The sequence below is a fragment of the Burkholderia anthina genome (assembly GCF_902498995.1).
Taxonomy (GTDB): domain Bacteria; phylum Pseudomonadota; class Gammaproteobacteria; order Burkholderiales; family Burkholderiaceae; genus Burkholderia; species Burkholderia anthina.
This window is the reverse complement of the sequence record NZ_CABVLY010000016.1, coordinates 47,543-71,272: the sequence shown is the minus strand read 5'-3', so window position 1 is coordinate 71,272 and position 23,730 is coordinate 47,543. Positions and strand designations below refer to the sequence as shown.

Below are 23,730 nucleotides of genomic sequence, written 5' to 3'. Positions count from 1 at the left end.
TCAGAACGTGTGTTCCGGGCCCGGGAACGACCCATCCTTCACCGCACCCACGTAAGCTTCGACAGCCGCCTGGATGTTCGGCTGGCCCTGCATGAAATCCTTCACGAAACGCGGACGCTTGCCGGGGAAAATGCCGAGCATGTCGTGCAGCACCAGCACCTGGCCCGAGCAGTCGGCGCCCGCGCCGATGCCGATCGTCGGCACGCGCAGCATGTGCGTGACCTCGGAACCGATGAGGGTCGGCACGGCCTCGAGCAGGACGACCTGCGCGCCGGCTTCCTCGACCGCGCGCGCGTCGCGCAGCAGCTGCGCGGCGCCGGCCTCGGTCTTGCCCTGCACCTTGAAGCCGCCGAAAGCGTGCACCGACTGCGGCGTGAGGCCCACGTGCGCGCACACGGGCACCGCGCGCTCGACGAGGAAGCGGATCGTTTCGGCGAGCCATTCGCCGCCTTCGAGCTTGATCATCTGCGCACCGGCGCGCATCAGCGTCACGGCGCTCGCGAACGCTTCGGCCGGCGTGCCGTACGTGCCGAACGGCAGGTCGGCCATGATCAGCGCCCGCGGCTGCGCACGCGCGACGCAGGCGGTGTGGTACGCGATGTCGTTGAGCGACACGGGCAGCGTCGTCGTATGGCCTTGCAGCACATTGCCGAGCGAGTCGCCGATCAGCAGCACGTCGACGCCGGAGCGATCGAGCAGCGCGGCAAAGCTCGCGTCGTAGCAGGTGAGCATCGCGATCTTCTCGCCGGCCTCGCGCATTGCCTGCAGTTTGGGCACCGTCACGGCAGGCCGGCTCGATTCCTGGAGATAGGTCATGGGAAATCCGGTTCGATAGGTGAAAAACGACAGGCGAGGACGCGTCAGCGCGTCGTCTCGCCCTTGACGAAGAATTCCTTGCGGCCGCGCATCGTGTCGATGCGCTCGATCAGCAGCGCGAGGTCTTCGGGGGAATCCAGCGGGTTCAGGTGTTCGGCTGCGACCGTCAGCACCGGCGTGCGGTCGTAGTGATAGAAGAATTCGTTGTATGCGTCGACGAGCGAGCGCAGGTACGCATCGCTGATCTGCAGCTCCATCGGCAGCCCGCGCTTCTGGATGCGCGAGAACAGCACTTCGGGGCTTGCCTGCAGGTAGACGACGAGATCGGGCGCGGGCGCCTGCGGCACCTCGACGTGCATCGCGATCGACCGGTACAGCTGCCATTCGTCTTCCGGCAGGTTCAGGCGCGCGAAGATGTCGTTCTTCTGCGGCATGAAGTCGGCGATGACGGGGCGCCCCGTTTCGAGCGCGCCGGTCAGCTCGCGCGCCTGCTGCGCGCGTTGCAGCGCGAACGACAGCTGCACGGGCAGCGCGTAGCGCGCGGTGTCGCGATAGAAGCGCTCGAGGAACGGATTGTCCTGCGGGCGTTCGAGCAGCGTCTGCATCGACCAGCGCTCGGCGAGCAGGCGCGCGAGCGTCGTCTTGCCGACGCCGATCGGGCCTTCGATCACGAGGTAGCGGTGCGGGGCGCGCAGGTCGGGCGCGGTGACGGTCAGCGGAGTTGGATTCATCGGCAGGGGTTCTTGTCGGCGTCTGCGCCGGCGGCAAGGGCCTTCTGCATCAGGCATTGACAGGTCTGCACCTTCTCGACGCGCTGGTCGGCGACGGCGGCGAGATAGGCGTCGGCGCGGCCGCGCGCGGGGATGTCGAGCGTCGGCTCGATCTCGACGAGCGGTACGAGTGCAAATGCGCGATCGGTGAGGCGCGGGTGCGGGACGATCAGGTCGGGTTCGTCGATCGAGTCGGCGCCGAACAGCAGGATGTCGAGGTCCAGCGTGCGCGGCGCGTTGCGATACGGGCGCTCGCGCCCGAAGTGATGCTCGATCTTTTGGCAGAGCGCGAGCAGCTCCCGGGCCGACAGCGTCGTGTCGAGCTTGACGACGCAGTTGTAGTAATCGTCGCCGCCCGCTTCGAAGGGCGCCGTGCGATACAGGCTCGATTTGCCGAGGATCGAGATGGTGCGCTGCTGCGCAAGGCACACCACCGCGTCCTTCAGGGTCTGGCGCGCATCGCCGAGATTCGCCCCCAGTCCGATATATGCAACCGTCATGGCATCACTTCCTACGTCGTTCGCCGGCGAGCGCGTCAGTCGTCGGAACCGCCTGCGGTGTCCGGCGCCTGCTCGGCTGCGCCTTCGCCCTGCTGGCGGTTTCGCGCGCCGCCGCGGCGGCGCCGCTTGCGGGGCGATTTTTCCTTCGAGCCGCCCTGCGTGAGGAGTGCCTCGCGCGCGGCTGCGTCGCCTTCGATGAAATCCGTCCACCACTGTCCGACTTCGGCTTCGAGCTCGCCGGATTCGCAGCGTAACAGGAGGAAATCATACCCCGCTCTAAACCTTTGGTGTTCCAGCAGCCGCATCGCGCTGCGGCCCGAGCGTTTTTCGAGGCGCAGCTGCAAGCCCCAGATTTCGCGCATGTCGGCCGAGTAGCGCTTGTGGATCGCGAGTTTCTCGGTCTGCATGTCGAGCACGTCGTCCATCGCGCGATGGAGCGCCGGCACGGGGATTTCGCCTTCGGCCGTGTATTGCTCGAAGCGCTGGCGCATGTCGTGCCACAGCAGCGTCGCGAACAGGAAGCCCGGCGACACCGGTTTGCCGGCGCGCACGCGCGCGTCGGTGTTGTTCAGCGCGAGCGTGATGAACTTCTCGCCCTGCGGCTGTTCGAGCACGACGTCGAGGAGCGGCAGCAGCCCGTGGTGCAGGCCTTCCTTGCGCAACTGCTTCAGGCACGCGAGCGCGTGGCCCGACAGCAGCAGCTTCAGCATTTCGTCGAACAGGCGCGCGGCCGGCACGTTGTTGATGAGATCGGCGAGCGCGTTGATCGGCTCGCGCGTGTGCGGCTCGATCTCGAAGCCGAGCTTCGCCGCGAAACGCACGACGCGCAGCATGCGCACCGGGTCCTCGCGGAAGCGCGTGGCCGGATCGCCGATCATCCGCAGCAGACGGGCGCGCATGTCGGCCATCCCGTCGTGGTAGTCGAGCACCGTCTGCGTCGACGGGTCGTAGTACATCGCGTTGATCGTGAAGTCGCGGCGCGCGGCATCTTCGTGCTGTTCGCCCCATACGTTGTCGCGCAGCACGCGGCCGCTCGCATCCACCGCATGCGTGCGGCGATCGAGCTCGTCACGCTTGAGCCGCTTCGGCGGCTCGCTCGCGGCCGCCTCGGGCGGCGCGTCGACCAGCGCGCGGAACGTCGACACTTCGATCAGCTCCTGGCCGAACTGCACGTGGACGATCTGGAAGCGGCGGCCGATCAGGCGTGCGCGGCGGAACAGGCGCTGCACCTCGGTCGGCGTCGCGTCGGTCGCGACGTCGAAATCCTTCGGCGCGATGCCGAGCAGCAGGTCGCGGACGGCGCCGCCGACGATGAATGCGCGATAGCCCGCCTGTTGCAGCGTGTCGGTCACGCGCACGGCGTTCCTCGAGATCAGCGACGGGTCGATGCCGTGCACGCTGGCCGGCACGACGGTCGGTTCGTGATTGCTGCGCGATTTCTTCGCGGCGCTGCCGCGATGCCCCTTCGCGGGGCGTGCAGCGGGCGCCGTTTCGTCGGCGGGGGCCTCGGCGGGCGACGTTTGTTCGGTGCCGTCCTGGCCGAGCAGCTTGCGGATGAATTTTTTGATCACGACGTTCAGAAGAGATCGAGGATGCGCCAGCCGCGGTCGCTTGCATGCGCGCGCAGCGTGTCGTCGGGGTTGGTCGCGATCGGGTCGGTGACTTTCTCGAGCAACGGGATGTCGTTGTGCGAGTCGCTGTAGAAATAGCTGTGTTCGAAGTCGCCCCAGTGCTTGCCGAGCGACGCGAGCCACGCTTCGGTGCGCACGATCTTGCCTTCGCGGTAGCTCGGGGTGCCCGTGGGCCGGCCCGTGTACGGCGAATCGGGATGCCCGTCGGTCGTTTCGACCTCGCATGCGATCAGCGTGTCGACGCCGAATGCGGTGGCGATCGGACGCGTGATGAATTCGTTGGTCGCGGTCACGACGCAGCAGAGGTCGCCGGCGTCGATGTGCTTGCGCACGAGTTCGAGCGCGGCGGGTGTCATTGCGGGCCGGATCACTTCATGCATGTACTGCTCGTGCCATTCGGCGAGCTGCGCGCGCGAATACTTCGCGAGCGGCGTGAGCATCGCGCACAGGTATGCATGGATGTCGAGCTGGCCGGCCTTGTAGTCGGCGAAGAACTGATCGTTCTGACGCGAAAAGCTTTCCGCGTCGACGATGCCGAGCTTCACCATGAAGCGGCCCCATTCGTGGTCGCTATCGGTCGGGATCAGCGTGTGATCGAGGTCAAAGAGTGCCAGATTAGTCATGGAAGCGCATTTTACTCGAAGCGGTTCGGGCCTGTGCCCGGCGGTGCGATGTCGTCGCCGGGACGGGCCAGCATCCGGCGCAGCAGCGGCAGCGTGACGGCGCGTTTCTGCTCGAGCGAGAAGCGGTCGAGCGCGTCGAGCAACGCCATCAGGCTCGGCATGTCGCGGCGGAAATGGGTGAGCAGGTAAGCGGCGATGTCGTCGGTGAGCGCGATGCCGCGCTCCTTCGCCGCGAGCTTGAGCACGGCGATCTTGCCGGCGTCCGACGGCGGCGACAGGTGGAACACGAGCCCCCAGCCCAGGCGCGTGCGCAGGTCCTCGCGCACGTCGAGCGCGAGCGGCGCCGCGGGGCCTGCCGCGACGAACGCGCTCGACGGGTGTGCGCGGACCTCGTTGAACAGGTTGAACAGCGCGACCTGCTGCGCGTCGCTCATCCGGTCGCAGTCGTCGATCGCGTAGATGCCGATGCGCGGGTCGAACGTGAACGCGCCGAGCGGGCTTTGCGGCGTCAGATAGCGCGCGTAGCCGTACGACGCGTCGCTCACGAGCGCCTGCAACAGGTGGGTGCGGCCGCTGCCGGGCTCGCCCCAGATGTAGAACGATCGATCCGGCACGGGCCCCGCCGCGAGCGCGAGGTCGAGCTTCTGGAGCCGCGAGACGAGCTCGTCGTTCTCCTCATTCATGATGAAGTTGTCGAACGTGGCGGGCGGCGGCGTGCCGAGATCGAGCGTCAGTTGACGGGACACAACAGTCACAATGCGGGTCGGTTGAAAAAACGCGTGCCGTACGCCGGGCACGCGCGCGGGGATGCCGTTCCGGGGTTGGCACGCGCGGCCGCACGCACGGCGGCACGCGCGTTTCGGCGCGGCTCGCGTAGCGATGAAAACGGGGACGTGTCGACCAAGATGCAATCCCTGACGATTCGGTGCTGGGAATTCCGGCCAACGGGCCGGCTTCGGGTAAAATCGCATTTTACCGACCTTCTCGCATTCCCCCATGAATCCTCCGAAATCCGCTCCCGACGCTCAGGGTCTGTCCTACCGCGACGCAGGCGTCGACATCGACGCGGGCGACGCGCTCATCGACAAGATCAAGCCTTTTGCGAAGAAAACCCTGCGCGACGGCGTGCTCGGCGGCATCGGCGGGTTCGGCGCGCTGTTCGAAGTGCCGAAGAAGTACAAGGAGCCCGTGCTCGTGTCGGGCACCGACGGCGTCGGCACCAAGCTCAAGCTCGCCTTTCATCTGAACAAACACGACACCGTCGGCCAGGATCTCGTCGCGATGAGCGTGAACGACATCCTCGTGCAGGGCGCCGAGCCGCTGTTCTTCCTCGACTATTTCGCGTGCGGCAAGCTCGACGTCGACACGGCCGCAACGGTCGTCAAGGGCATCGCGCACGGCTGCGAACTGTCGGGCTGCGCGCTGATCGGCGGTGAAACGGCCGAAATGCCGGGCATGTACCCGGACGGCGAATACGACCTGGCCGGTTTCGCGGTCGGCGCGGTCGAGAAGAGCAAGATCATCGACGGCAGCACGATCGCCGAAGGCGACGTGGTGCTCGGCCTCGCATCGAGCGGCATCCACTCGAACGGCTTCTCGCTCGTGCGCAAGATCATCGAGCGCGCGAACCCCGATCTGTCCGCCGATTTCCACGGCCGCTCGCTGGCCGACACGCTGATGGCGCCCACGCGCATCTACGTGAAGCCGCTGCTCGCGCTGATGCAGAAGCTGTCGGTCAAGGGCATGGCGCACATCACCGGCGGCGGCCTCGTCGAGAACATTCCGCGCGTGCTGCGCGAAGGCCTCACCGCCGAGCTCGACCAGAACGCCTGGCCGCTGCCGCCGCTGTTCAAGTGGCTGCAGGAGCACGGCGGCGTCGCCGACGCGGAAATGCACCGCGTGTTCAACTGCGGGATCGGGATGGCCGTGATCGTCGCGGCGGCCGATGCCGACGCAGCGATCGCCGACCTGACGGCCGCCGGCGAACAGGTGTGGAAGATCGGCACCGTGCGTGCGAGCCGCGAAGGCGAGGCGCAGACGGTCGTGGTCTGACGCAACACGCAATGAATGCAGCAGGGAAAGCCGCCCGGAGTCGATCCGGGCGGCTTTTTTTTCGGGCATCGCTTGGGTAACGAGCCTGCGCGTGCGTCAGGCTGTTGCGCGGCCGTCCAGCACGCGTTCGAGCGCATCCAGCGCGTGCGCGGTCGCGTCCGGCGCGATGCAGTCGACCACGACCCGCTCGGGCATCGCGCGCAGCCACGTGATCTGCCGTTTGCACAGCTGGCGCGTCGCGAAAATGCCCTTGTCGCGCATGGTTCGATAGTCGGTGTCGCCATCGAGGAATTCCCACGCCTGCCGGTAGCCGACGCAGCGCATCGACGGCAGGCCCAGATGGAGATCCTCGCGGCGGCGCAGCCGCTCGACTTCGTCGATGAAGCCCGCGTCGAGCATCGCGTCGAAGCGTTGCGCGATGCGTGCGTGCAGCACGGCGCGGTCCGACGGTTCGAGCGCGACCGGCACGAAGCGGTAAGCCGCGGCCGCATCGTCCACGGGGCGGGGCGCGGCGAGCAGCGCCGACATCGGCTGCCCGCTCAGCATGAACACTTCGAGCGCGCGCTGGATCCGCTGCGAATCGTTCGGCGCGAGGCGCGCGGCCGTCGCGGGGTCGACCTGCGCGAGCCGCGCATGAAGCGCCGGCCAGCCATCGCGCGCGGCATCGGCATCGAGCTCCGCACGCACGGCTGCATCGGCGGTCGGCAGGTCGTTGAGCCCTTGCGTGAGCGCCTTGTAGTACAGCATCGTGCCGCCCGCGAGCAGCGGCGTGCGGCCGCGCGCGGCGATCTCGCCGATCAGGCGCAGCGTGTCCGCGCGGAAGCTGGCCGCCGAATACGCGTCGGCCGGGTCGATGATGTCGATCAGATGGTGCGGCACGTTCGCGCGCTCGTCGCGCGTCGGTTTCGCGGTGCCGATATCCATGTCGCGGTAGACGAGCGCCGAATCGACGCTGACGATCTCGATCGGGCGACGCGCGGCGAGCGCCAGCGCCGCGGCCGTCTTGCCCGATGCGGTGGGGCCGAGCAGGCAGGCGATCGTCGTCGGTTGGTTCTGCGGTGAAGCGCTCATTGCCCGCGCATGAAGAGGCGGTCGAGATCGTTCAGCGTGAGCTGATACCACGTCGGCCGGCCGTGATTGCACTGGTCCGCGCGTTCGGTCGCTTCCATCTGGCGCAACAGCGCGTTCATCTCGTCGAGCGTCAGGCGCCGGTTCGCGCGCACCGCGTGGTGGCACGCGAGCGTGCCGAGCAGTTCGTGCTGGCGCTCGGTGAGCACGCGCGAGCCGCCGAATGCGTGCAGATCGGCGAGCACCGCGCGCGCGAGCGACTGCAGGTCCGCATCCTTCAGCAGCGCGGGCACCGCACGGATCGCGAGCGTCGTCGGCGACAGCACCGCGAGGTCGAAACCGAGCGATTCGAGCGTGTCGCGCTCTTCTTCGACCGTGCCGATCTCGACCGGCGTCGCCGTCATCGATATCGGCAGCAGCAGCGACTGCACGGCCACCGAACGGTCGGCGAGCGCATTCTTGAACTGTTCGTACAGGATCCGCTCGTGGGCCGCGTGCATGTCGACGATCACGAGGCCGTGCGCATTCTGTGCGAGCACGTAGATGCCGTGGATCTGGCCGAGCGCGAAGCCGAGCGGCTGCTCGTCATGCGGGCTGGCGGCGATCGGCGATGCGGCGAAGCCCGGCAGCGGCGCGGCCGGCGCGCCCGTCGAATCGTGTGCGCCGCCGGTCGTGCCGTCCGGCGTGCCCGCGCCCGTATCCTTGCGGCCGAACAGCGCATCGTAGAGCGCGAGCGGTTGCGCGACGGGCAGCGTGCCCTGCGTCATACGCGCCTGGCGCATCCACGTGTTGCCTGCCGACGATGATGGCGACGGCGACGAGAAGCCGCTGCCGCCCGTGCCGGTGGCTGCGCCCTGGCCGAGCGGCGTATTCAGGAACGACGCGGGGCCGGCGGGCGCCGGTTCGAGATGCGCGGCATGGCCGCCTGCGGTGGTTTCCGGCGACGCGCCCGCATGGCGGGCCAGTGCGCGCTGCACCGCGTGGAAGACGTATTGGTGGATCGAGCGCGAATCGCGGAACCGCACTTCGATCTTCGACGGGTGCACGTTCACGTCGACGGCTTCGGGCGGCAGGTCGAGGAACAGCACGTACGACGGGTAGCGGTCGCCGTGGAGGACGTCTTCGTATGCCGCGCGCACGGCGTGCGTGAGCAGCTTGTCGCGCACGAAGCGGCCGTTGACGAAGAAATACTGCTGGTCGGCGCGGCCGCGGCTCGCGGTCGGCAGGCCCGCGCAGCCGTAGACGGCGAGCGGTCCGGCCTGCTCGTCGAGCGGCAGGTGCGCGGTGGCGAAGCTGTCGCCGAGGATCTTCGCGACGCGCTGCGCGGGCTCGGTCGCGTTCCAGTGCTCGACGGCCTTGCCGTTGTGCAGCACCGAGATCGCGACGTCCGGCCGCGCGAGCGCCGCGCGGCGGATCATTTCGAGGCAGTGGCCGAACTCGGTCTGCTCGCTTTTCAGGAATTTGCGGCGCGCGGGCGTGTTGAAGTACAGCTCGCGCACCTCGATCGTCGTGCCGACCGCGCCGGCCGCCGGCGACAGCGCGCCGGTGGTCGCATCGATTTTCATCGCGTGCGCGACGTCGGCCGTGCGGCTCGTGATCGACATCTCGGCGACCGATGCGATCGATGCGAGCGCTTCCCCGCGAAAACCCAGCGTGGCGACCGCTTCGAGCTCCTCGAGCGAGCGGATCTTGCTGGTCGCGTGGCGCATCAATGCGAGCGGCAGTTCGTCGGGCGGAATCCCGCAGCCGTCGTCGGTGATCGCGATGCGCTTGACGCCGCCTTCTTCGAGGACGATGCGCAGCGTCGTCGCGCCGGCGTCCATCGCGTTCTCGAGCAGCTCCTTGACGACCGACGCCGGGCGTTCGACGACCTCGCCCGCGGCGATCTGGCTGATCAACTGGTCGGGCAGGGGCTGGATCGCGCGCAGCGGGCGCGGAGCAGGGGCGGGCGCGGCGCCCGCGGCCGTTTCGGTGATTTCGGACATGGCCGAATTATAGCGAGGCGGCGGATGCTTGCCGGCGTGGCCGACGGTTACGTTTTTTCACGGAGCCTTAAGGTAGTTTCGGTATCATGACTCCGTTTCGCGCGCCGCCTTGCGCGGCGGGCACTTTCCGCTTTTTCGGCCGTTCCGGCCCTTTCGCCTTCGAGGACTCGCATTTGGATACGCTGCTTCATTTCGTCAATCTGGTCCTGCATATCGACGCGTTCCTCGGCGATTTCATCCGGCAGTACGGCGCATGGGTGTACCTGGTGCTGTTCCTGATCGTGTTCTGCGAGACCGGGCTCGTCGTGTTGCCGTTCCTGCCCGGCGATTCGCTGTTGTTCATCGGCGGCGCGTTCGCGGCGACGGGCGACATGAACGTCGGCGCGCTGATCGTGCTGCTGCTGGTCGCGGCGATTTCCGGCAATACCGTGAACTACCTGATCGGCCGCTGGATCGGGCCGAAGGTGTTCAATACCCATATTCCGGTGCTCGAGCGCTTCCTCGACCGCGCCGCGCTGCAGAAAACCCACTCGTTCTACGACAAGCACGGCGGCAAGACCATCGTGCTCGCGCGTTTCATCCCGGTCGTGCGCACGTTCGCGCCGTTCGTCGCGGGGGCCTCGTCGATGAGCGTCGCGCGCTTCCAGCTGTTCAACGTGCTCGGCGCGGTGTTCTGGGTGCTGCTGCTGGTGCTGCTCGGCTACTTCTTCGGCAATATCCCGTTCATCCGTCAGTACCTGAACGTGATCGTGCTGGCCGGGATCGGCGCGGCGATCGTGCCGGTCGTGCTCGGCGGGCTGTGGAAGATGGTGCGTGGGCGCCAATCGGGCGGTACGCAGAAGACGGGCGGCCGCTGAAGGCAGCGCATTTCTCGTCGGTCTTTGGCGCAATAAAAAAGCGTGGCAGTTGCCACGCTTTTTTCGTCCTTGCGATTCCAGCAATTCCGGCAATTCCGGCAATTGCCGGCGGGCGCTGCCGTCACGCGTTACGGTGCGAGATCGGCGTTTCGGGCGTCGGGTATTGCGCGTCGCGGAACGTCTCGAGGATCACGCGGTTGGTGTCGCAGTACACCTGCCAGTAGTTCTCCGGCTGCGTCGACGGGCGCACGAACAGCAGCGGGCCTTCCGGCGTGAATTGCAGCACGCCGACGTCCGGGGCCGGCACGTTCAGCACGTTCGGGATCGACTGGATCTGCGTCTTCAGGCGGTTGATCGCATCGGCCGCATCGACGCCGTTCGCGATCTTCGCGGTCAGGTCGACGCGGCGATGCGGCGTCGCGCTGTAGTTCGCGATGTTGTCCGAGAAGATCTTGTTGTTGCCGACGATCGTCACGACGTTGTCGGCGGTGATGATCGTCGTGCCGAACAGGCCGAGCTCCTTCACCGTGCCGGTGACGCCGCCCGCGCTGATCACGTCGCCGATCTTGAACGGGCGCAGTACCTGCATGAACACGCCGGCCGCGAAGTGGGCGAGCAGGCCGCCCCAGGCGGTGCCGATCGCAAGGCCGAGGCCGGCGAGCAGCGCGGCGAACGACGTGGTCTGCACGCCGAAGATCTGCAGGATCGCGAGGATCAGCAGGATCGTCAGCAGCACGCCGACGACCGAGGTCAGGTAATCGGTGAGCGTCGGGTCGACCTTGCCGCTGCGGCGCACGACCCTGCCGAGCAGGCCGGTGCCGAGGCGGATCGCCCACCGGCCGATGAACCACAACACGATCGCGGCGAGGAGGTTCAGGCCGAAGTCGAGGCCGCGGGTCATCAGGAATTGCTGGGCGGTTTCCAGGTTCAGCATGGGAGCTCCTAAATGGAAAGGGGCCGGCTGGCGGCTTTTCGACGGATGGTTATAACCGAAGAGAAGGTGCTCGATGATGAAAGAGTGTTAAAGGCCGGGCGCGAAAAAGCCCGGATTTCCCGATTGTCGAGCGGTCGTTTGGGCAAAATATTCTATGAACGGTGCGCGCGTTCAGCGGTGCATATCGGATAATGCTGCCGAAATTATCACTATCCCAAGCCCTATTTCTCGATCATGGCGACACAAAAAAACGGGGTTCCGCGCTGCGTGCTGATTACGGGTGCCACGGGCGGCATCGGTTCAGCGCTGGCGGAGGAATATGCGCGTGCCGGCACGGCGGTGCTGATTCTGCACGGCCGCAAGACCGCGCTGCTGCAGCAGGTGAGCGATGCGTGCACGGCGCTCGGCGCGCGCGTCATCACGGCCGCATTCGACGTGCGCGACCACGATACGTTGCGCAACTGGGTCAGCGAGATGAGCGAGACCGAAGCGCCCGATCTCGTGATCGCCAATGCCGGGGTCAATATCAACACCGGCCCCGGGCATCAGGGCGAAGCGTGGGACGACATGCACCGTCTGCTGGACGTGAACGTCAAGGCCAGCATGGCCACCGCTCATGCCGCGATGCCTGCGATGCGCGCGCGCCGCGGCGGCCAGATCGCGTTGATCAGCTCCCTCGCCGCATGGCGCGGATTGCCCGAGACGCCGAGCTACAGCGCGAGCAAGGCCGCGGTGAAGGCGTACGGAGAGGCGATGCGAGACGGGCTGGCGGCCGAAGGCGTGAAGGTCAACGTGATCATGCCGGGCTATGTGGAATCGCAGATGTGCTTCAATATGCCGGGCCCGAAGCCGTTTTTGTGGAAAGCGCCGAAGGCGGCGCGCGTGATCCGCGTCGGCCTGAGTACCAATCGTGCGCGAATCAGCTTTCCATTCCCGCTGAATCTCGGGTGTTTCCTGCTGGCAGGACTACATCCGGCCGTGTCCGGCTGGTTCCTGAGCCGGCTGGGTTACGAGTAAGCGTGATTTGCTCGGGCGCCGTGTGGATGATCCCGACCGACTGAGCGGCAGGCCGCTGCAGCAGTGCCTGTGCGGCCACGCGCAGCGCATGGAGGCGCGCCGGGTCGCCGGCCAGCGCGCATAGCGCTTCCACCCAGCTTTGCGGATCGTTGTCCAGCAGCAGGCCGTTCTCGTCGTGCCGGATCACCTCTTGATACGGGCCGGCGGCGGCATACAGCCCCACGGCCCGGCAACGGGCGATGTCGTAGGCCTTCACATGCGCGCGGGCGGCGTTGAATTCCGACGGCAGCAGCGGGGCGAGGCCGATATGGCCGTCGAGCAGACGGCAATGGCCGCGGTAGTTGGCCCAGTCCATCGGATGCACGACCCGTGTGCGCGGCAGGCCGCGATAGAGCACATTCACCGCATGCGAGCCGATCAGCTCGAAATGGACGTTCGGACAGCGCGCGAGCACTTGCGCAATGATCGGCTGCAGCCACGAGATCTCGGCTTCGTGGGCGGCGCTACCGTGATAGAACACGAGGATCGGCGATTCCGCCAATGCGTTGCGCACCCGCTGCGTGCGCGCATCCTCGGGCAGCGCGCGCGGCGTCACGAGGGTGGCGGCGCGTTCCGGATAGCGATCGCGCAGCGCCTGCGTGGAAAACCAGTATTCCGTCGCAAGGTCGCGGATGTCCGCCGTATGCGCATGACAGTACTTGCGGAGTTTTTTCACGTACGGCCGCGGCAACCCGTTCCACGACCGCGGATGCAGCAAGTCGTCGTCCATGAAATAGACGATGCGTGCCAGTTGTACGCGGTGAATGCGCAGCGCCCGCGCCCATCGCGCATTCAGATAGCGGATGATGATGACCGCCGTCCCCGGAGCGAGATCGCCCGGCTCCGGAACTGCGCTGTCCAGGTTCTTGTAGACGACCGGCAGCCCGAGCTCCTGCAGGCGCGGGAGCACGTAATAATCCGTGGACGGATTTTCGCCTTGATGCAAAACCAGCCAGCGCTGCACCGCCGTGTTGTGACGGAGGTGAGACGGGCCGTGCGCCGATTTTCGGTATAGGAGCCTGCGCAACATCAGGATATTAAATACGTCTGGTTGGTCGGTGCGTGTCGCCGCGGCCCATGCGGAATCGGTCTCGACATGCGCTGCGACTTTGATTTACCGGTGATTCGGGGATTCTAAAGACATTTGATTGTGTGTGCGTTACCGACATTGTCAAATTTATATGGGGTCATCTTCGTAACGAATTAAATCCGCAACCTGCCGGTGTTTATGCATGCGGTGCGGGCGGCTGTCGCGCGTGCCTCCAGAGGCCGGTCGGCGGCGGGCAGGCGGCTCCCGAGCGAATAAATCGGATTTCCGGCGGTTTCGAGCGGCCGGCCCGTTAAAATACCGGCCACGAGCCGGCCGGGTAGCGGCGAACAGTAGGCAAGTACAATGCGATTGCGTCAGCAGCGTGAGGAAATGCACGGCGATCACGTGAATTGCGTCCATGATGAGCATTGCTGCCGCTGCCGTCGGGTTGCATGAACCGATACTCGACTGCCCGCTCGACACGAAGAACCTCATGAGCACACCGATATTTCATTATTCCGGCTTCGCGGCAAAACCTTCCGCTTTCGGCAATTGCCGGATCGCGCGGACGCTTGCGGCCATATTTGTCGAGGCTCGTGTCTTTGACTGATTTTTCTGTTGCCCGGGGCGAAGTCGCCGGACAGGCGCTGCCCGATGCGTTGACGGGTTCGCTGCCGATTGCCTATACGCAGGCACCCGGCGTGAACCGCATCCCGACGCTTGCCGCGTTGCTCGACGATTTTCAGTTGCACTACCGGTCGGTTGGCCAACCAGTGGCCGGCGCGGGTGTGCTCGCCTGGGGGCGTCGTCCGAGCGCGCTGGCTGCGCAGCGCTATGCGCAGAAGCACGGCCTCGCCGTCTATCACGTCGAGGACGGCTTTTTGCGCTCTGTCGGACTCGGCAAGGACGATCCGCCGCTCGCGATCGTTTTCGACGATGTCGGGCTTTATCTCGATGCGAGCCAGCCGTCGCGGCTCGAGTCGCTGATTGCGCAGCCGCTGCGCGACGACCAGATCGTGCGGGCTCGTGCATTGGCCGCGGCGTGGCGGGACGGCCGCGTATCCAAGTACAACCATAGTCGCGACCTGGGATGGGCATTGCCCGATGGGTGTGTATTGGTCGTGGACCAGACGCGCGGCGATGCGTCGATCTCCTGCGGTCTCGCCGATGCCGCCAGCTTCCACCGGATGCTGGAGGCCGCGCTGCACGAGCATCCCGATCGCACGATCCTGCTCAAGGTTCATCCCGACGTCGTGTCCGGCCGCAAGCACGGTCACTTCGATCTCGACGCGGTGCGCGCGATGCCGCGCGTGCAGGTGCTGGACGACAACGTGCATCCGGCCAGCCTGCTGCCGCTGGTGCGCGAGGTGTATACCGTCACGTCGCAACTCGGCTTCGAGGCGCTGATGTGGGGATTGCCGGTGCGTGTCTTCGGCATGCCGTTCTATGCGGGCTGGGGGCTGACGCGGGACGCGCTGCCGGCGCCCGCGCGACGCGGTGCGGCCACGCTGGAACAACTCGTTCACGCGGCGCTGATCGATTACTGCCGCTATGTCGATCCGGAAACCGGCAAGCGCTGCGAGGTCGAAACCGTGCTGGCATGGCTCGCGTTGCAGCGCCGGATGCGACAGCGATTTCCCGTCGATATCGATGCGCTCGGCTTTTCCGGCTGGAAGAAGGACTACGTGTGTCAATTCTTCGACGGCAGTGCCGTTCGTTTTCGCTGGCGCGTGCCGCGGGCGATCGATCGCGCCGTTGCCACATGGGGGCGCAAGCTCGACGACCGGCTCGCGCCCGCGCTGCCCGCAACGCAGAAGGTCATTCGCGTCGAGGACGGCTTCGTGCGCTCCGTCGGCCTCGGAGCCGATCTGACTCGTCCGCTGTCATGGGTGCAGGACGATGTCGGCATCTATTACGACGCCACACGGCCTTCGCAGCTGGAAACGCTGCTCGCGCAAACCGCGTTCACGCCTGACCTGCTCGCGCGCGCGGCAGCCCTGCGTCAGGCCATTTGCGACGCGGGCATTACCAAATACAACCTCGGCGGATACGCGAACTGGGTTCGTCCGGAGGGCAGGCGCGTGATTCTTGTGCCCGGACAGGTGGAGACCGATGCGTCGATCCGCTTCGGTGCGTCCGGCATTCGCGGCAATATGGATCTGTTGCAGGCCGTGCGTGCCGCCAATCCCGATGCGTATCTGCTGTACAAGCCGCACCCCGACGTGATGGCCGGCCTGCGCAAGGTGGGGCGAGGGGAGGACGACGCGGCGCGGTGGTGCGACGAGACGATCGGCTCGGTGTCGTTTCACCAGTTGCTCGGCAACGTGGACGAAGTCCATGTGCTGACGTCGCTGGCCGGATTCGAAGCGCTGTTGCGCGGCGTGAAGGTGGTGACTTATGGGCAGCCGTTCTATGCGGGCTGGGGCGTGTCGCACGATGCGGGATTGACGGAACCGGTGCGTCAGCGGCGCAACCGTGTGCTGACGCTCGACGAACTCGTTGCCGCCGCGCTGATTTTATATCCCACGTATGTCAGCAGAACGACGAAACGCTTCACCACACCGGAGCGTGCGCTGCAGGAACTCGTCGAATGGCGCGCTACGCCACGGGTGCCACGTTGGCGGCATTGGGTTGCGCGGCTGTTTCGGGAGGCTTAGCAACCGGGCGCGTACCTGCCGGCTCGATGCCGCTGCCTTTCAACGAACCGAAGATCGGAACGTTCGACCGCAGCGCGCGATCGAGCCGCGGAGGCGGATCGACAAAGGCGCCGTGGCCGTTGACCTCGTCTTTCATCACGCGGCGCACGATTTCGACGCACGCCGCATCGCGGCCCGCGCGGTTGTAGAACGAGCCATGTATCTGGACGGTGGCGGCAATCGCTGCCACGAAGTCGTTGAGCAACGGCTTATTGACACGCTCGGGCCTGGTCCAGAACGTTTCCAGCGAACCCTGGTGCGTGAGCCCCGCAATGTCGTACATCGCCATGCCGAGCACCTTCACCGGGCAATTGGCGCGCAACGCATGCAGGCCCACGGTCGAATTCACCGCAATGACACCTTTGCTGTGCTTGATCGTGCGCTTGAGGTCGCAGTCCGTCACGGCAATGACGCGCGACGCCACGTCGTAGCGTTTTGCCGTGCGCGCGACGAATTTCTCCCAGCGCTCCATGCCATTGTCGAGCGGATGCAGCTTGATGATCAGCGAGCCGTCCTGCGGAGCGTGCTGTGCGAACGATGCAATGACTTCCTCGATCACTTGCCGCTGATCGCTGTACGCGGAATTGGCGCGCAGCTGGTAATCGGCCTGCATTTGCAGCGCGAGCATCCAGTAACGCTTGTTCGAGTGGCGCAATACGTCGGCGGCGGCGACCCGCGCGGGCTCATGCAGGCGCTGGCCGATCATGCGCGGCAGCCAGCGCAGATAGTCCAGTAACGGCAGGTAATACTTGTCGGTGCGATAGAGCGGGAAAAAATATGGCACCAGCGAGGTCAGGAGGTTATAAAGCACCTCGTTGAACGCTTCCTGCCCGAAACTGTGCGAATAGTGCTTGGTGTCCGGCCTGAATGGACCGACACGGCGGGCAATTGCGCGGATCGCCTTCGGGTCGGTGGGGAAGTGCGACAGCGTGCCCATGCCGCCGCGCTCGAGGGTGAGCCAGTCGGGGCGCAAGTAGCCGAATTCGATCGAGTACGTGCGAATGCCGAGCGACTCGGCGACTTCACGCGCGACCGCATGATAGGGCAGGCGGTCGGCAAAGTACATGATGTCGGTGATCTCGTGACGCACCAGATAATCGCGCAGAAAGTCCGCCCAGCGGCTAAAGCGGCCGCGGTAGTTGACCGCGCCCGGTTTGCGCCAGTAGGCCCAGTCCCCCAGGGAAAGATTGATCCGATGCGTGCGCACGAGTGCGGCATCGAAGTGATCGCTCAATTGGCGCCAGAAAAGCGAGGGAGGCCCCTGGAGAAATAGTATGGATCTGCGCATGTTTGATACTTCTAGGTTTTTCTAGTCTTCCTCTGGCCGTGAATTATAATCGCGGATCCTAAGTTGCGACATGATTAAGGCAGGTAGTGAAGAAGTGGCGGCTGAAATCGTTCATAAGGAGAGTTGGCGTGCTGCCACGGCCTGGCTTATAGAGGGCCAAGTGGTTGGTAATGTCAAGGCTTGCGTGGCTACTGTCGTGCTGACGATGCATGATGATCGCACGCAGGCGTTAAAAGTCTTAATCAGCAGTAAGGGCCATATCCAGGAGCTGGTCAAGACTCCTGCAGCCGTTCGGACTGTCCATCTGATCATGGACAACGATGAAAGCCCCGTTCAAGTCCGATTCCTTCGGCATCGCCGTCTGAGTTCCGCAGAGTACCGCTTGCGGCAGTTCTGGCGGGCGGCGAACACGCTGTACAAGCAACCGATGCAGCGTTGTGTCCGAGCAGGACTTACGCCGGTCACTCTTTTCCGCGATCTCGATCATGCATACGACGTGGCGTGCCGTTTTCGCGCGAACGTGTATCGCGAAGGTTACGCAGGGTGGTATCAGGAGTTCTATGCTATTACCCCGGCGGACCGTGCGTTGATGGCTCGTCGTGCGAAGCGTTGGCAAGATTCACCAATATTTAATATTTCGCTGGGGGTGAGCCGGCAAACTACGCAGGCTGATATCGATGCGACGCAAGGCAGTTTGCAGGCGCAAACATATCGACACTTTAAAGTCGAGGTGCGAGACGATTTCTCGGATGATGTACCCCGGTTGATTTCGACACCGGTCGCAGAGAATTCCTGGCGCCTCGTTATCAGGGCTGGAGCGACGCTCTCGGAGCAGGCGCTGTTTTGCCTCGCGGATGCCATCATCAAAACACCCGATGCCGCTGTAATTTATACCGATCATGATGTTGTGGGGATTGACGGCCAACTGCGCGATCCCGTTTTCAAGCCGGACTGGTCTCCCGAGCTACTGCGTTCCACTAACTATATCGGTGACGCTTTTGTCTGGAGCAGCCGGCATGCGGATCGCCTGCATGGATTTGGCGTGGACGTAACAGATGCCAACGCGATGCACGCTTTGCTGCTGGCGCTGAGCGAACTCGGCTCGCCGATGGTTCATGTGCCCGCACCGCTTTGGCATATGGCACCCCGAGATGAACAGGATGATGACGCGGGGACGGTTCGTGCAGTGGCCGCGCATTTGCGGCGCATGGGTGTGTCGGCGGAAGTTCAGAGCACTGGGCCGGGCCGTTGCCGGGTGCGTTATCCGGTAGCCGAGCCGGCGCCGTTGGTCAGTATCGTCATTCCTACGCGCGATCAGCTGGGGCACCTGCGCCGCTGTATCTCCAGCGTGCTGGAAAAGACACGCTATGGACCGTATGAAATCCTCGTTGTTGATAATCAAAGCATCGAACCCGACACACTGGCTTACCTGCAGAGCTTGAAGCAGGTAGCCAATGTTCGGGTGTTGTCGTTTGATGAGCCGTTCAATTACTCGCGGATCAACAACATGGCGGTCGCCGAGGCGAAGGGCGAACTGGTGTGTCTGCTCAACAACGATACGGAAGTGATTTCGCCGGATTGGTTGGGTGAGATGGTGGGGGTGTTGTTAAGCGATGGCGTGGGCGCTGTCGGGGCGAAGCTGCTGTATGGGGACGATACGGTGCAGCATGCAGGCGATACGGTGGGGCCTGGTGGGTGTGCGAATCACCTGCATAGCGGAATCGGGCGGAATGAACCAGGGTATACGGGTAGAGCGTTGGTGGCGCAGGATTTGTCGGCGGTCACGGCAGCGTGCTTGTTGACAACAAGGTCAATTTATCAGGCTACAGGCGGTCTTAACGAGATCAATCTCAAGGTGGCTTTTAACGATGTTGACTTCTGCTTGCGCGTTCGAGATGCGGGACTTCGCGTCATCTGGACGCCACACGCTGAGCTGTATCACCATGAATCTGTCTCTCGCGGTCTCGAAAAAACAGGGGCGCAGCGTCGTCGTTTTCGAGCAGAAGTGCGCTACATGCGTAAGCGCTGGTCTCGAATAATGCATCACGATCCTTACTACAACCAAAATCTCAACTACCTTCAGCCGGATTTTTCATTAAGTGCTTTGCCGATGGCATTCCGGCCTTGGCAAAGTGGTGGTGCCGAATTTTGGTGAAATTGACAGCGATTGAATACGATAGATTTTTTGGAAATTAAATTGTTCGTGCGACAACGAAAAAATACTGACAAATGATTACTGATAGCATTAAAAAGCATCGGCTTTTCTGGGGTATGATTGTTTTGCCAATGATATTGGCAACTATATATTTTGCAATTCTTGCAGAAGATCGCTATGTGAGCACGTCTCAGGTCGTTGTTCATAAAGTTAGTTCTGAGAGCGCGGGGGGCGGCGGTCAGATGCAAGGTCTGGCTGTTCTGATGGGAGGGAGTGGGTTAGCCGATGGGACATCGGCAGAAACACTCTATGTCCGGGAGTTTGTGCTCTCGCAAGACATGCTGGATATATTGCAAAAGAAGCTGCACTGGAGTCAACATTACTCCGGGCGCCTTCGTGATATGTGGTATTACCTTCCGCCTAATGCATCAAGGGAGGTGATGTTAAAATATTACCAACGCATGGTTACGGCTCAATTTGATATGACGACTGGGCTTTTGACCATAGAAGTGCAAGCATTTGATCGGGAGTTTGCTGATCAAACGTTATCGGTGATTATTTCTGAGAGTGATAAGTTTGTTAATGAAATATCACATCGGTTGGCACGTGAGAAAGTTAGCTTCTCGGAAGGGGAGCTGGAGCGTGCGCGTCTCAATTACGAATCGAAACGAGAGGCATTGCTGCATTTTCAAGGGGCAAACAATGTCCTGGATGCCGAGCAGTCTGCATTGGCTAGAAATGATGTCATTACTGGTTTGCAGGCCCAACTGACCAAAGAGAATGCTTCGCTACGGGCTATGCGTGCAAGTTTGAGTGACGATAGCCCGCAGGTTCGTCAGCAAAAAATCCGCATTTCTGCGATTCAGGATCAAATGTCTGCGGAAAATCAGAAGCTAGTTGCGAAGAATTCAAATAATAGAATGAACGTTACTGCTTCGAGATATAAAGGTTTGGAGCTCGAGGCGGGCATTGCAGAAGATTCGTATAAAGCGTCGGTTTCCTCTCTGGAGAGTTCGCGGATAGAGGCGACGCGAAAGCTTAGAAGTCTGGTTGTTGTTGTTAGCCCCAATATGCCTGATGAGGCATTGTTCCCTCGTCGAATTTATAGCTTGTTCACCGTTATGGTGATTTTGCTCTTGATCTATGGCATTGCCAATTTTGTTATAGCTACGGTCAATGATCATAAAGATTAAGGTGGCATATATGTATAAAAAGCAACTATTTAAAGATATTGAGCGGAAAGGTATGCGCTATTTGTCAGGGGCCGTGCTCGTCGGCAGTTTGATCTCGATCAGTGGGTGTGGAATTATTTCGGGGGCAGGTCCCCAAGTTTATAACGTCACATCGCAGAGTAATATGGATAATCCGGATTATCCATATAAATTGATTGATCTCTCGCCGGAAAATATTGCACCTTATATACGTCCTCCAGAAAGCGTTCTTGTGAAGCATGTTGCAAGGCCGGAGGAACCAGAAGTACGTCTGATTCCTGGCGACGTACTGAAGGTATTGATTTCAGACGATGGTGGGGTCGACAAGACGGTATTTGCTCCCCTTGCGCAAGGAGGGACGGTTTTTGCTCAAGTTCGGGTCGATGCAAGAGGCAGGATCTCGATTCCGTATTTAGGCACAAAAAATGTTCGGGGAGCTACCCTTTCCGAAGTCGAAGAAATTATTCGGCGAGGCGTTAGCGGACGTGCAAGCGAACCGCAAGTGCACGTGGAACTAATCAGTGATTTATCGAGTTCTGTTCTGGTTGCTGGTGCGGTCAAAAGTCCCGGCCGATTCTCTGCCCTGCAGGGGCCACTCACCATCCTGGATGCGATCAATCAAGCAGGTGGCCCACTCCTGGAACCGTATCTAATCAATGTAGTGTTGCGGACCGGGAAAAAGGTAGAGAGCTATAATTATCAAGATCTCCTGTCTGGTGGAAATATGCCGGTACCACCAAATTCGGAAATCGTGCTGCAGCGCTCACGGAAGAGATTTGTCGCTATGGGGGCGGTAAGTCAGCCTGGTCTTCATGATTTCCCTTCATCCAGTCCGAGCCTGTTAGAGGTGTTAGGTTCGGTTGGGGGATTGAATGAGCATGCTGCTAACCCGAGTGGTGTTTTTGTATTCAGATTGTCGGATGGTGATTCCGGTGAAGGTCCCAAAGCACAGGTATTTCGGCTAAATATGCGCGAGCCAGTATCAATGTTCTTGGCGAAGAATTTTTTGATACAACCGGACGATACTGTTTACGTCACAAATTCGCCGGTATATGAGATGCAAAAAATTATTTCTCCCATCGTCCAAGTATTGGTTTTGGGTCGAAATGTGAGCAGCTATTGATTAAGGGGGAAGTGTGTCGAATCTAGAATCTCCTTTCAAGATAAACCGCCCGGCAGCCAAGATTTTCAAGTCAGTTTTGTTTGCATTGTTTTTGAGGGAAATGCAAACCAGATTCGGTGCGAGACGAATGGGATTTATCTGGCTTATTCTGGAGCCGCTGGCGATCCTGGTGATTATTTTGGTGTTTCATTCATTCCTGCGAACAACCCCAATGCAAGGAATGGATTTTGTCATGTATATGGTTAGTGGGATCGTTCCTTTCCATATGATGAGAAGTATTGCCTGGCGTTTGACGGATGCTATAGGGGCAAATCAAGGGCTATTCGCGTATCGACAGGTAATGCCATTCGATACCTTCGTTGCCCGGGTGCTCGTCGAATTATGTGCGTATTCGTGTGCATATATAATTATCTGTTTTGCACTGAGCTTCTGGCTTAAAAAGGATGTTTCGATAAATGACCCGCTAATGTGGGTTCTTGCTTTGTTGGTCGGGGTGCTTCTTTCGTTTTCGCTTGGAATTGCCTTTGCAATTATTAGCCACTCCATACCAAATTCGGCAAGAATATGTAAATTGTCGTTCATTCCTCTATATATCACAGCAGGGGTTTTCTTTCCGGTTTGGGAGTTGCCGAGCGAAAAGATGTACTTCATTTCGTGGAACCCTTACGTCGAGGTGATTGATAATATTCGTGCGGCGGCATTTGATAATTATCCGGTAACAAAAGGCCTGAGTGCTGGCTATCCGATATATTTCACGATTGTTCTTACGTTCATTGTAATGTTGATTTACAGGCGCCAGCGACAAGTGCTGCGTGCGCCGAAGGCATAACGATATGATTGAATTGTCGAAATTGACCAAGTCCTATGTGACTAAACATGGGAGGAGGTATGTTTTTCGAGATCTTTCGTTCATTGTTCCGCCTGATCGAAATATCGCGTTAATTGGGAAAAATGGCGCAGGGAAGAGCACATTGATGCGCTTGTTGTGTGGAACGGACATACCTGATAGCGGGAAGATAATTACCGATAAAAGGATATCCTGGCCTGTCGGTCTTGGTGGGGGCTTTCAAGGGTCCCTCACCGGTCGTCAAAATGTGAAATTTATATGTAGAACTCTTGGCGCGGAAGGCCAGGAAATGCAGCGGGTTATAGATTATGTCGAAAACTTTGCTGAATTAGGCGAATACTTTCATCAGCCGGTAAAAACATATTCTTCCGGTATGAGCTCTCGCTTACGCTTCGGAATGAGTTTGGCCTTCGATTTTGATTATTATATGGTCGACGAAGCCATGTCGGTCGGCGATGCACACTTCAGAGAAAAGGCTGCTGAGGAATTCAAGCGTCGAGTTGGCAGGGCAAATCTGATCCTGGTGACCCACGGGATGGGACAGGTTAGAAAGATGTGTGACATTGTTTTGGTCCTGAAGGACGGTAATGTCGAGGTGTACGAGGATGTAGAGGAGGGGATCAACAGGTATATGAAGCTATAGCCTAGATTGCTAAGTAGAGGCGCGGCCTCGTAGTTCCATCGATTAAATAAGTTTTGGGTTTGTGTGGCATATTTCGCTTTTCGGTGATAATCGATTGCACTATTTATTTATGAGAAATGTCGAATTTCGAGTAACAATTTGTGCGGCTGGGTAAATTTCTCAAAAAGCGTAGTGCAGAATGTAATATGGCATCTGGTTGTTGTTGCGGCCTTCTGAAGTAGGGTTGTGACGCACGGAAAAATTGCCATTCCGAGATTGATTCTGGAGTGGGCATTTATCGAGATACGAATGTGGAAATTTTGCGAGCGATGGTACTTCCAAAATATAGCAGGCCGGCTGATGCAAATGAATATTGATTCAGATGAGGTGACTCGTGTCAAATTTCATGAGGAGCGCTAGCGAAATCAGAGGCCGGCGTTTGCAGAACCTGTATCGATCCGAGATG

At 61.4% G+C, this 23,730-nt stretch carries 21 protein-coding genes; 10 read left to right on the top strand and 11 right to left on the bottom strand.

The window, feature by feature from the left end:
• The 6 genes from panB to hda are packed head-to-tail and all read right to left on the bottom strand — an operon-like array spanning position 1 to position 5,086.
• Positions 1-816: a 3-methyl-2-oxobutanoate hydroxymethyltransferase gene (gene panB / locus BME24068_RS20470; RefSeq protein ID WP_174927187.1), complete on the bottom strand. Its 816-nt coding sequence runs from the start codon at positions 814-816 to the stop codon at positions 1-3.
• Between the two features lie 44 nt (positions 817-860).
• A complete protein-coding gene (locus BME24068_RS20465) occupies positions 861-1,547 on the bottom strand; it encodes a deoxynucleoside kinase (RefSeq protein WP_174927186.1) in 687 nt (228 codons plus the stop codon).
• Complete coding sequence (gene folK, locus BME24068_RS20460) at positions 1,544-2,086, bottom strand: 2-amino-4-hydroxy-6-hydroxymethyldihydropteridine diphosphokinase (protein WP_096505027.1); 543 nt, start codon at positions 2,084-2,086, stop codon at positions 1,544-1,546. Before folK ends, BME24068_RS20465 begins: the two co-directional genes overlap by 4 nt.
• 35 nt (positions 2,087-2,121) lie before the next feature.
• Positions 2,122-3,657, bottom strand: coding sequence for a polynucleotide adenylyltransferase PcnB (pcnB, locus tag BME24068_RS20455; protein ID WP_096505025.1), 1,536 nt, complete (start codon positions 3,655-3,657; stop codon positions 2,122-2,124).
• A 5-nt stretch (positions 3,658-3,662) separates the two neighbouring features.
• Entirely contained in the window at positions 3,663-4,340 is a 678-nt protein-coding gene (locus BME24068_RS20450; protein WP_096505023.1) for a histidinol-phosphatase, read from the bottom strand.
• Positions 4,341-4,351: 11 nt separating this feature from the next.
• The gene (gene hda, locus BME24068_RS20445) at positions 4,352-5,086 is read right to left on the bottom strand and encodes a DnaA regulatory inactivator Hda (protein ID WP_216360933.1); all 735 of its coding nucleotides are present in this window, start codon (positions 5,084-5,086) and stop codon (positions 4,352-4,354) included.
• A gap of 250 nt (positions 5,087-5,336) precedes the next feature.
• Here hda and purM point away from each other — a divergent pair, with 250 nt between their 5' ends.
• Entirely contained in the window at positions 5,337-6,392 is a 1,056-nt protein-coding gene (gene purM / locus BME24068_RS20440) for a phosphoribosylformylglycinamidine cyclo-ligase (RefSeq protein ID WP_059451336.1), read from the top strand.
• Positions 6,393-6,488: 96 nt separating this feature from the next.
• Here the strand turns inward: purM and miaA are convergent, their stop codons facing one another.
• Entirely contained in the window at positions 6,489-7,463 is a 975-nt protein-coding gene (miaA, locus tag BME24068_RS20435; RefSeq protein WP_174927185.1) for a tRNA (adenosine(37)-N6)-dimethylallyltransferase MiaA, read from the bottom strand.
• Positions 7,460-9,445: a DNA mismatch repair endonuclease MutL gene (gene mutL, locus BME24068_RS20430; protein ID WP_174927184.1), complete on the bottom strand. Its 1,986-nt coding sequence runs from the start codon at positions 9,443-9,445 to the stop codon at positions 7,460-7,462. Before mutL ends, miaA begins: the two co-directional genes overlap by 4 nt.
• A gap of 173 nt (positions 9,446-9,618) precedes the next feature.
• Between mutL and BME24068_RS20425 the strand changes: the two genes are divergently transcribed.
• Positions 9,619-10,302, top strand: a complete 684-nt coding sequence (locus tag BME24068_RS20425; protein ID WP_096505135.1) for a DedA family protein — start codon at positions 9,619-9,621, stop codon at positions 10,300-10,302.
• A 121-nt stretch (positions 10,303-10,423) separates the two neighbouring features.
• Here the strand turns inward: BME24068_RS20425 and BME24068_RS20420 are convergent, their stop codons facing one another.
• Positions 10,424-11,236, bottom strand: a complete 813-nt coding sequence (locus tag BME24068_RS20420) for a mechanosensitive ion channel family protein (protein WP_096505015.1) — start codon at positions 11,234-11,236, stop codon at positions 10,424-10,426.
• A 234-nt stretch (positions 11,237-11,470) separates the two neighbouring features.
• Between BME24068_RS20420 and BME24068_RS20415 the strand changes: the two genes are divergently transcribed.
• Complete coding sequence (locus BME24068_RS20415; RefSeq protein ID WP_174927183.1) at positions 11,471-12,253, top strand: SDR family NAD(P)-dependent oxidoreductase; 783 nt, start codon at positions 11,471-11,473, stop codon at positions 12,251-12,253.
• Here the strand turns inward: BME24068_RS20415 and BME24068_RS20410 are convergent.
• Positions 12,156-13,256, bottom strand: a complete 1,101-nt coding sequence (locus BME24068_RS20410) for a glycosyltransferase family protein (protein ID WP_244110697.1) — start codon at positions 13,254-13,256, stop codon at positions 12,156-12,158. The genes BME24068_RS20415 and BME24068_RS20410 overlap by 98 nt on opposite strands.
• A gap of 484 nt (positions 13,257-13,740) precedes the next feature.
• Here BME24068_RS20410 and BME24068_RS20405 point away from each other — a divergent pair, with 484 nt between their 5' ends.
• Together BME24068_RS20405 and BME24068_RS20400 are read left to right on the top strand one after the other, a co-directional pair.
• Complete coding sequence (locus BME24068_RS20405) at positions 13,741-13,932, top strand: hypothetical protein (RefSeq protein WP_174927181.1); 192 nt, start codon at positions 13,741-13,743, stop codon at positions 13,930-13,932.
• Positions 13,925-15,979: a capsular polysaccharide biosynthesis protein gene (locus BME24068_RS20400; protein WP_174927180.1), complete on the top strand. Its 2,055-nt coding sequence runs from the start codon at positions 13,925-13,927 to the stop codon at positions 15,977-15,979. Before BME24068_RS20405 ends, BME24068_RS20400 begins: the two co-directional genes overlap by 8 nt.
• Here BME24068_RS20400 and BME24068_RS20395 read toward each other — a convergent pair.
• Complete coding sequence (locus BME24068_RS20395) at positions 15,921-17,252, bottom strand: capsule biosynthesis protein (protein WP_239007664.1); 1,332 nt, start codon at positions 17,250-17,252, stop codon at positions 15,921-15,923. The two genes, BME24068_RS20400 and BME24068_RS20395, sit on opposite strands and share 59 nt — an antisense overlap.
• 124 nt (positions 17,253-17,376) lie before the next feature.
• On the opposite strand from BME24068_RS20395, the gene BME24068_RS20390 reads away from it, so the two are divergent.
• The 5 genes from BME24068_RS20390 to BME24068_RS20370 all read left to right on the top strand — a co-directional run bounded on the left by BME24068_RS20390 (position 17,377) and on the right by BME24068_RS20370 (position 23,285).
• Complete coding sequence (locus BME24068_RS20390) at positions 17,377-19,461, top strand: glycosyltransferase family 2 protein (RefSeq protein ID WP_239007663.1); 2,085 nt, start codon at positions 17,377-17,379, stop codon at positions 19,459-19,461.
• Positions 19,462-19,535: 74 nt separating this feature from the next.
• Complete coding sequence (locus BME24068_RS20385) at positions 19,536-20,654, top strand: KpsE/RkpR family capsule polysaccharide export protein (protein WP_174927178.1); 1,119 nt, start codon at positions 19,536-19,538, stop codon at positions 20,652-20,654.
• A gap of 10 nt (positions 20,655-20,664) precedes the next feature.
• Complete coding sequence (locus BME24068_RS20380) at positions 20,665-21,795, top strand: polysaccharide biosynthesis/export family protein (protein ID WP_239007662.1); 1,131 nt, start codon at positions 20,665-20,667, stop codon at positions 21,793-21,795.
• A 13-nt stretch (positions 21,796-21,808) separates the two neighbouring features.
• On the top strand, positions 21,809-22,624 hold the full coding sequence (locus BME24068_RS20375; protein WP_174927177.1) for an ABC transporter permease: 816 nt from the start codon (positions 21,809-21,811) through the stop codon (positions 22,622-22,624).
• A 4-nt stretch (positions 22,625-22,628) separates the two neighbouring features.
• Positions 22,629-23,285 (top strand): ABC transporter ATP-binding protein, encoded by a 657-nt coding sequence (locus BME24068_RS20370; protein ID WP_174927176.1) that lies wholly within the window; start codon positions 22,629-22,631, stop codon positions 23,283-23,285.
• Positions 23,286-23,730 lie beyond the last annotated feature (445 nt).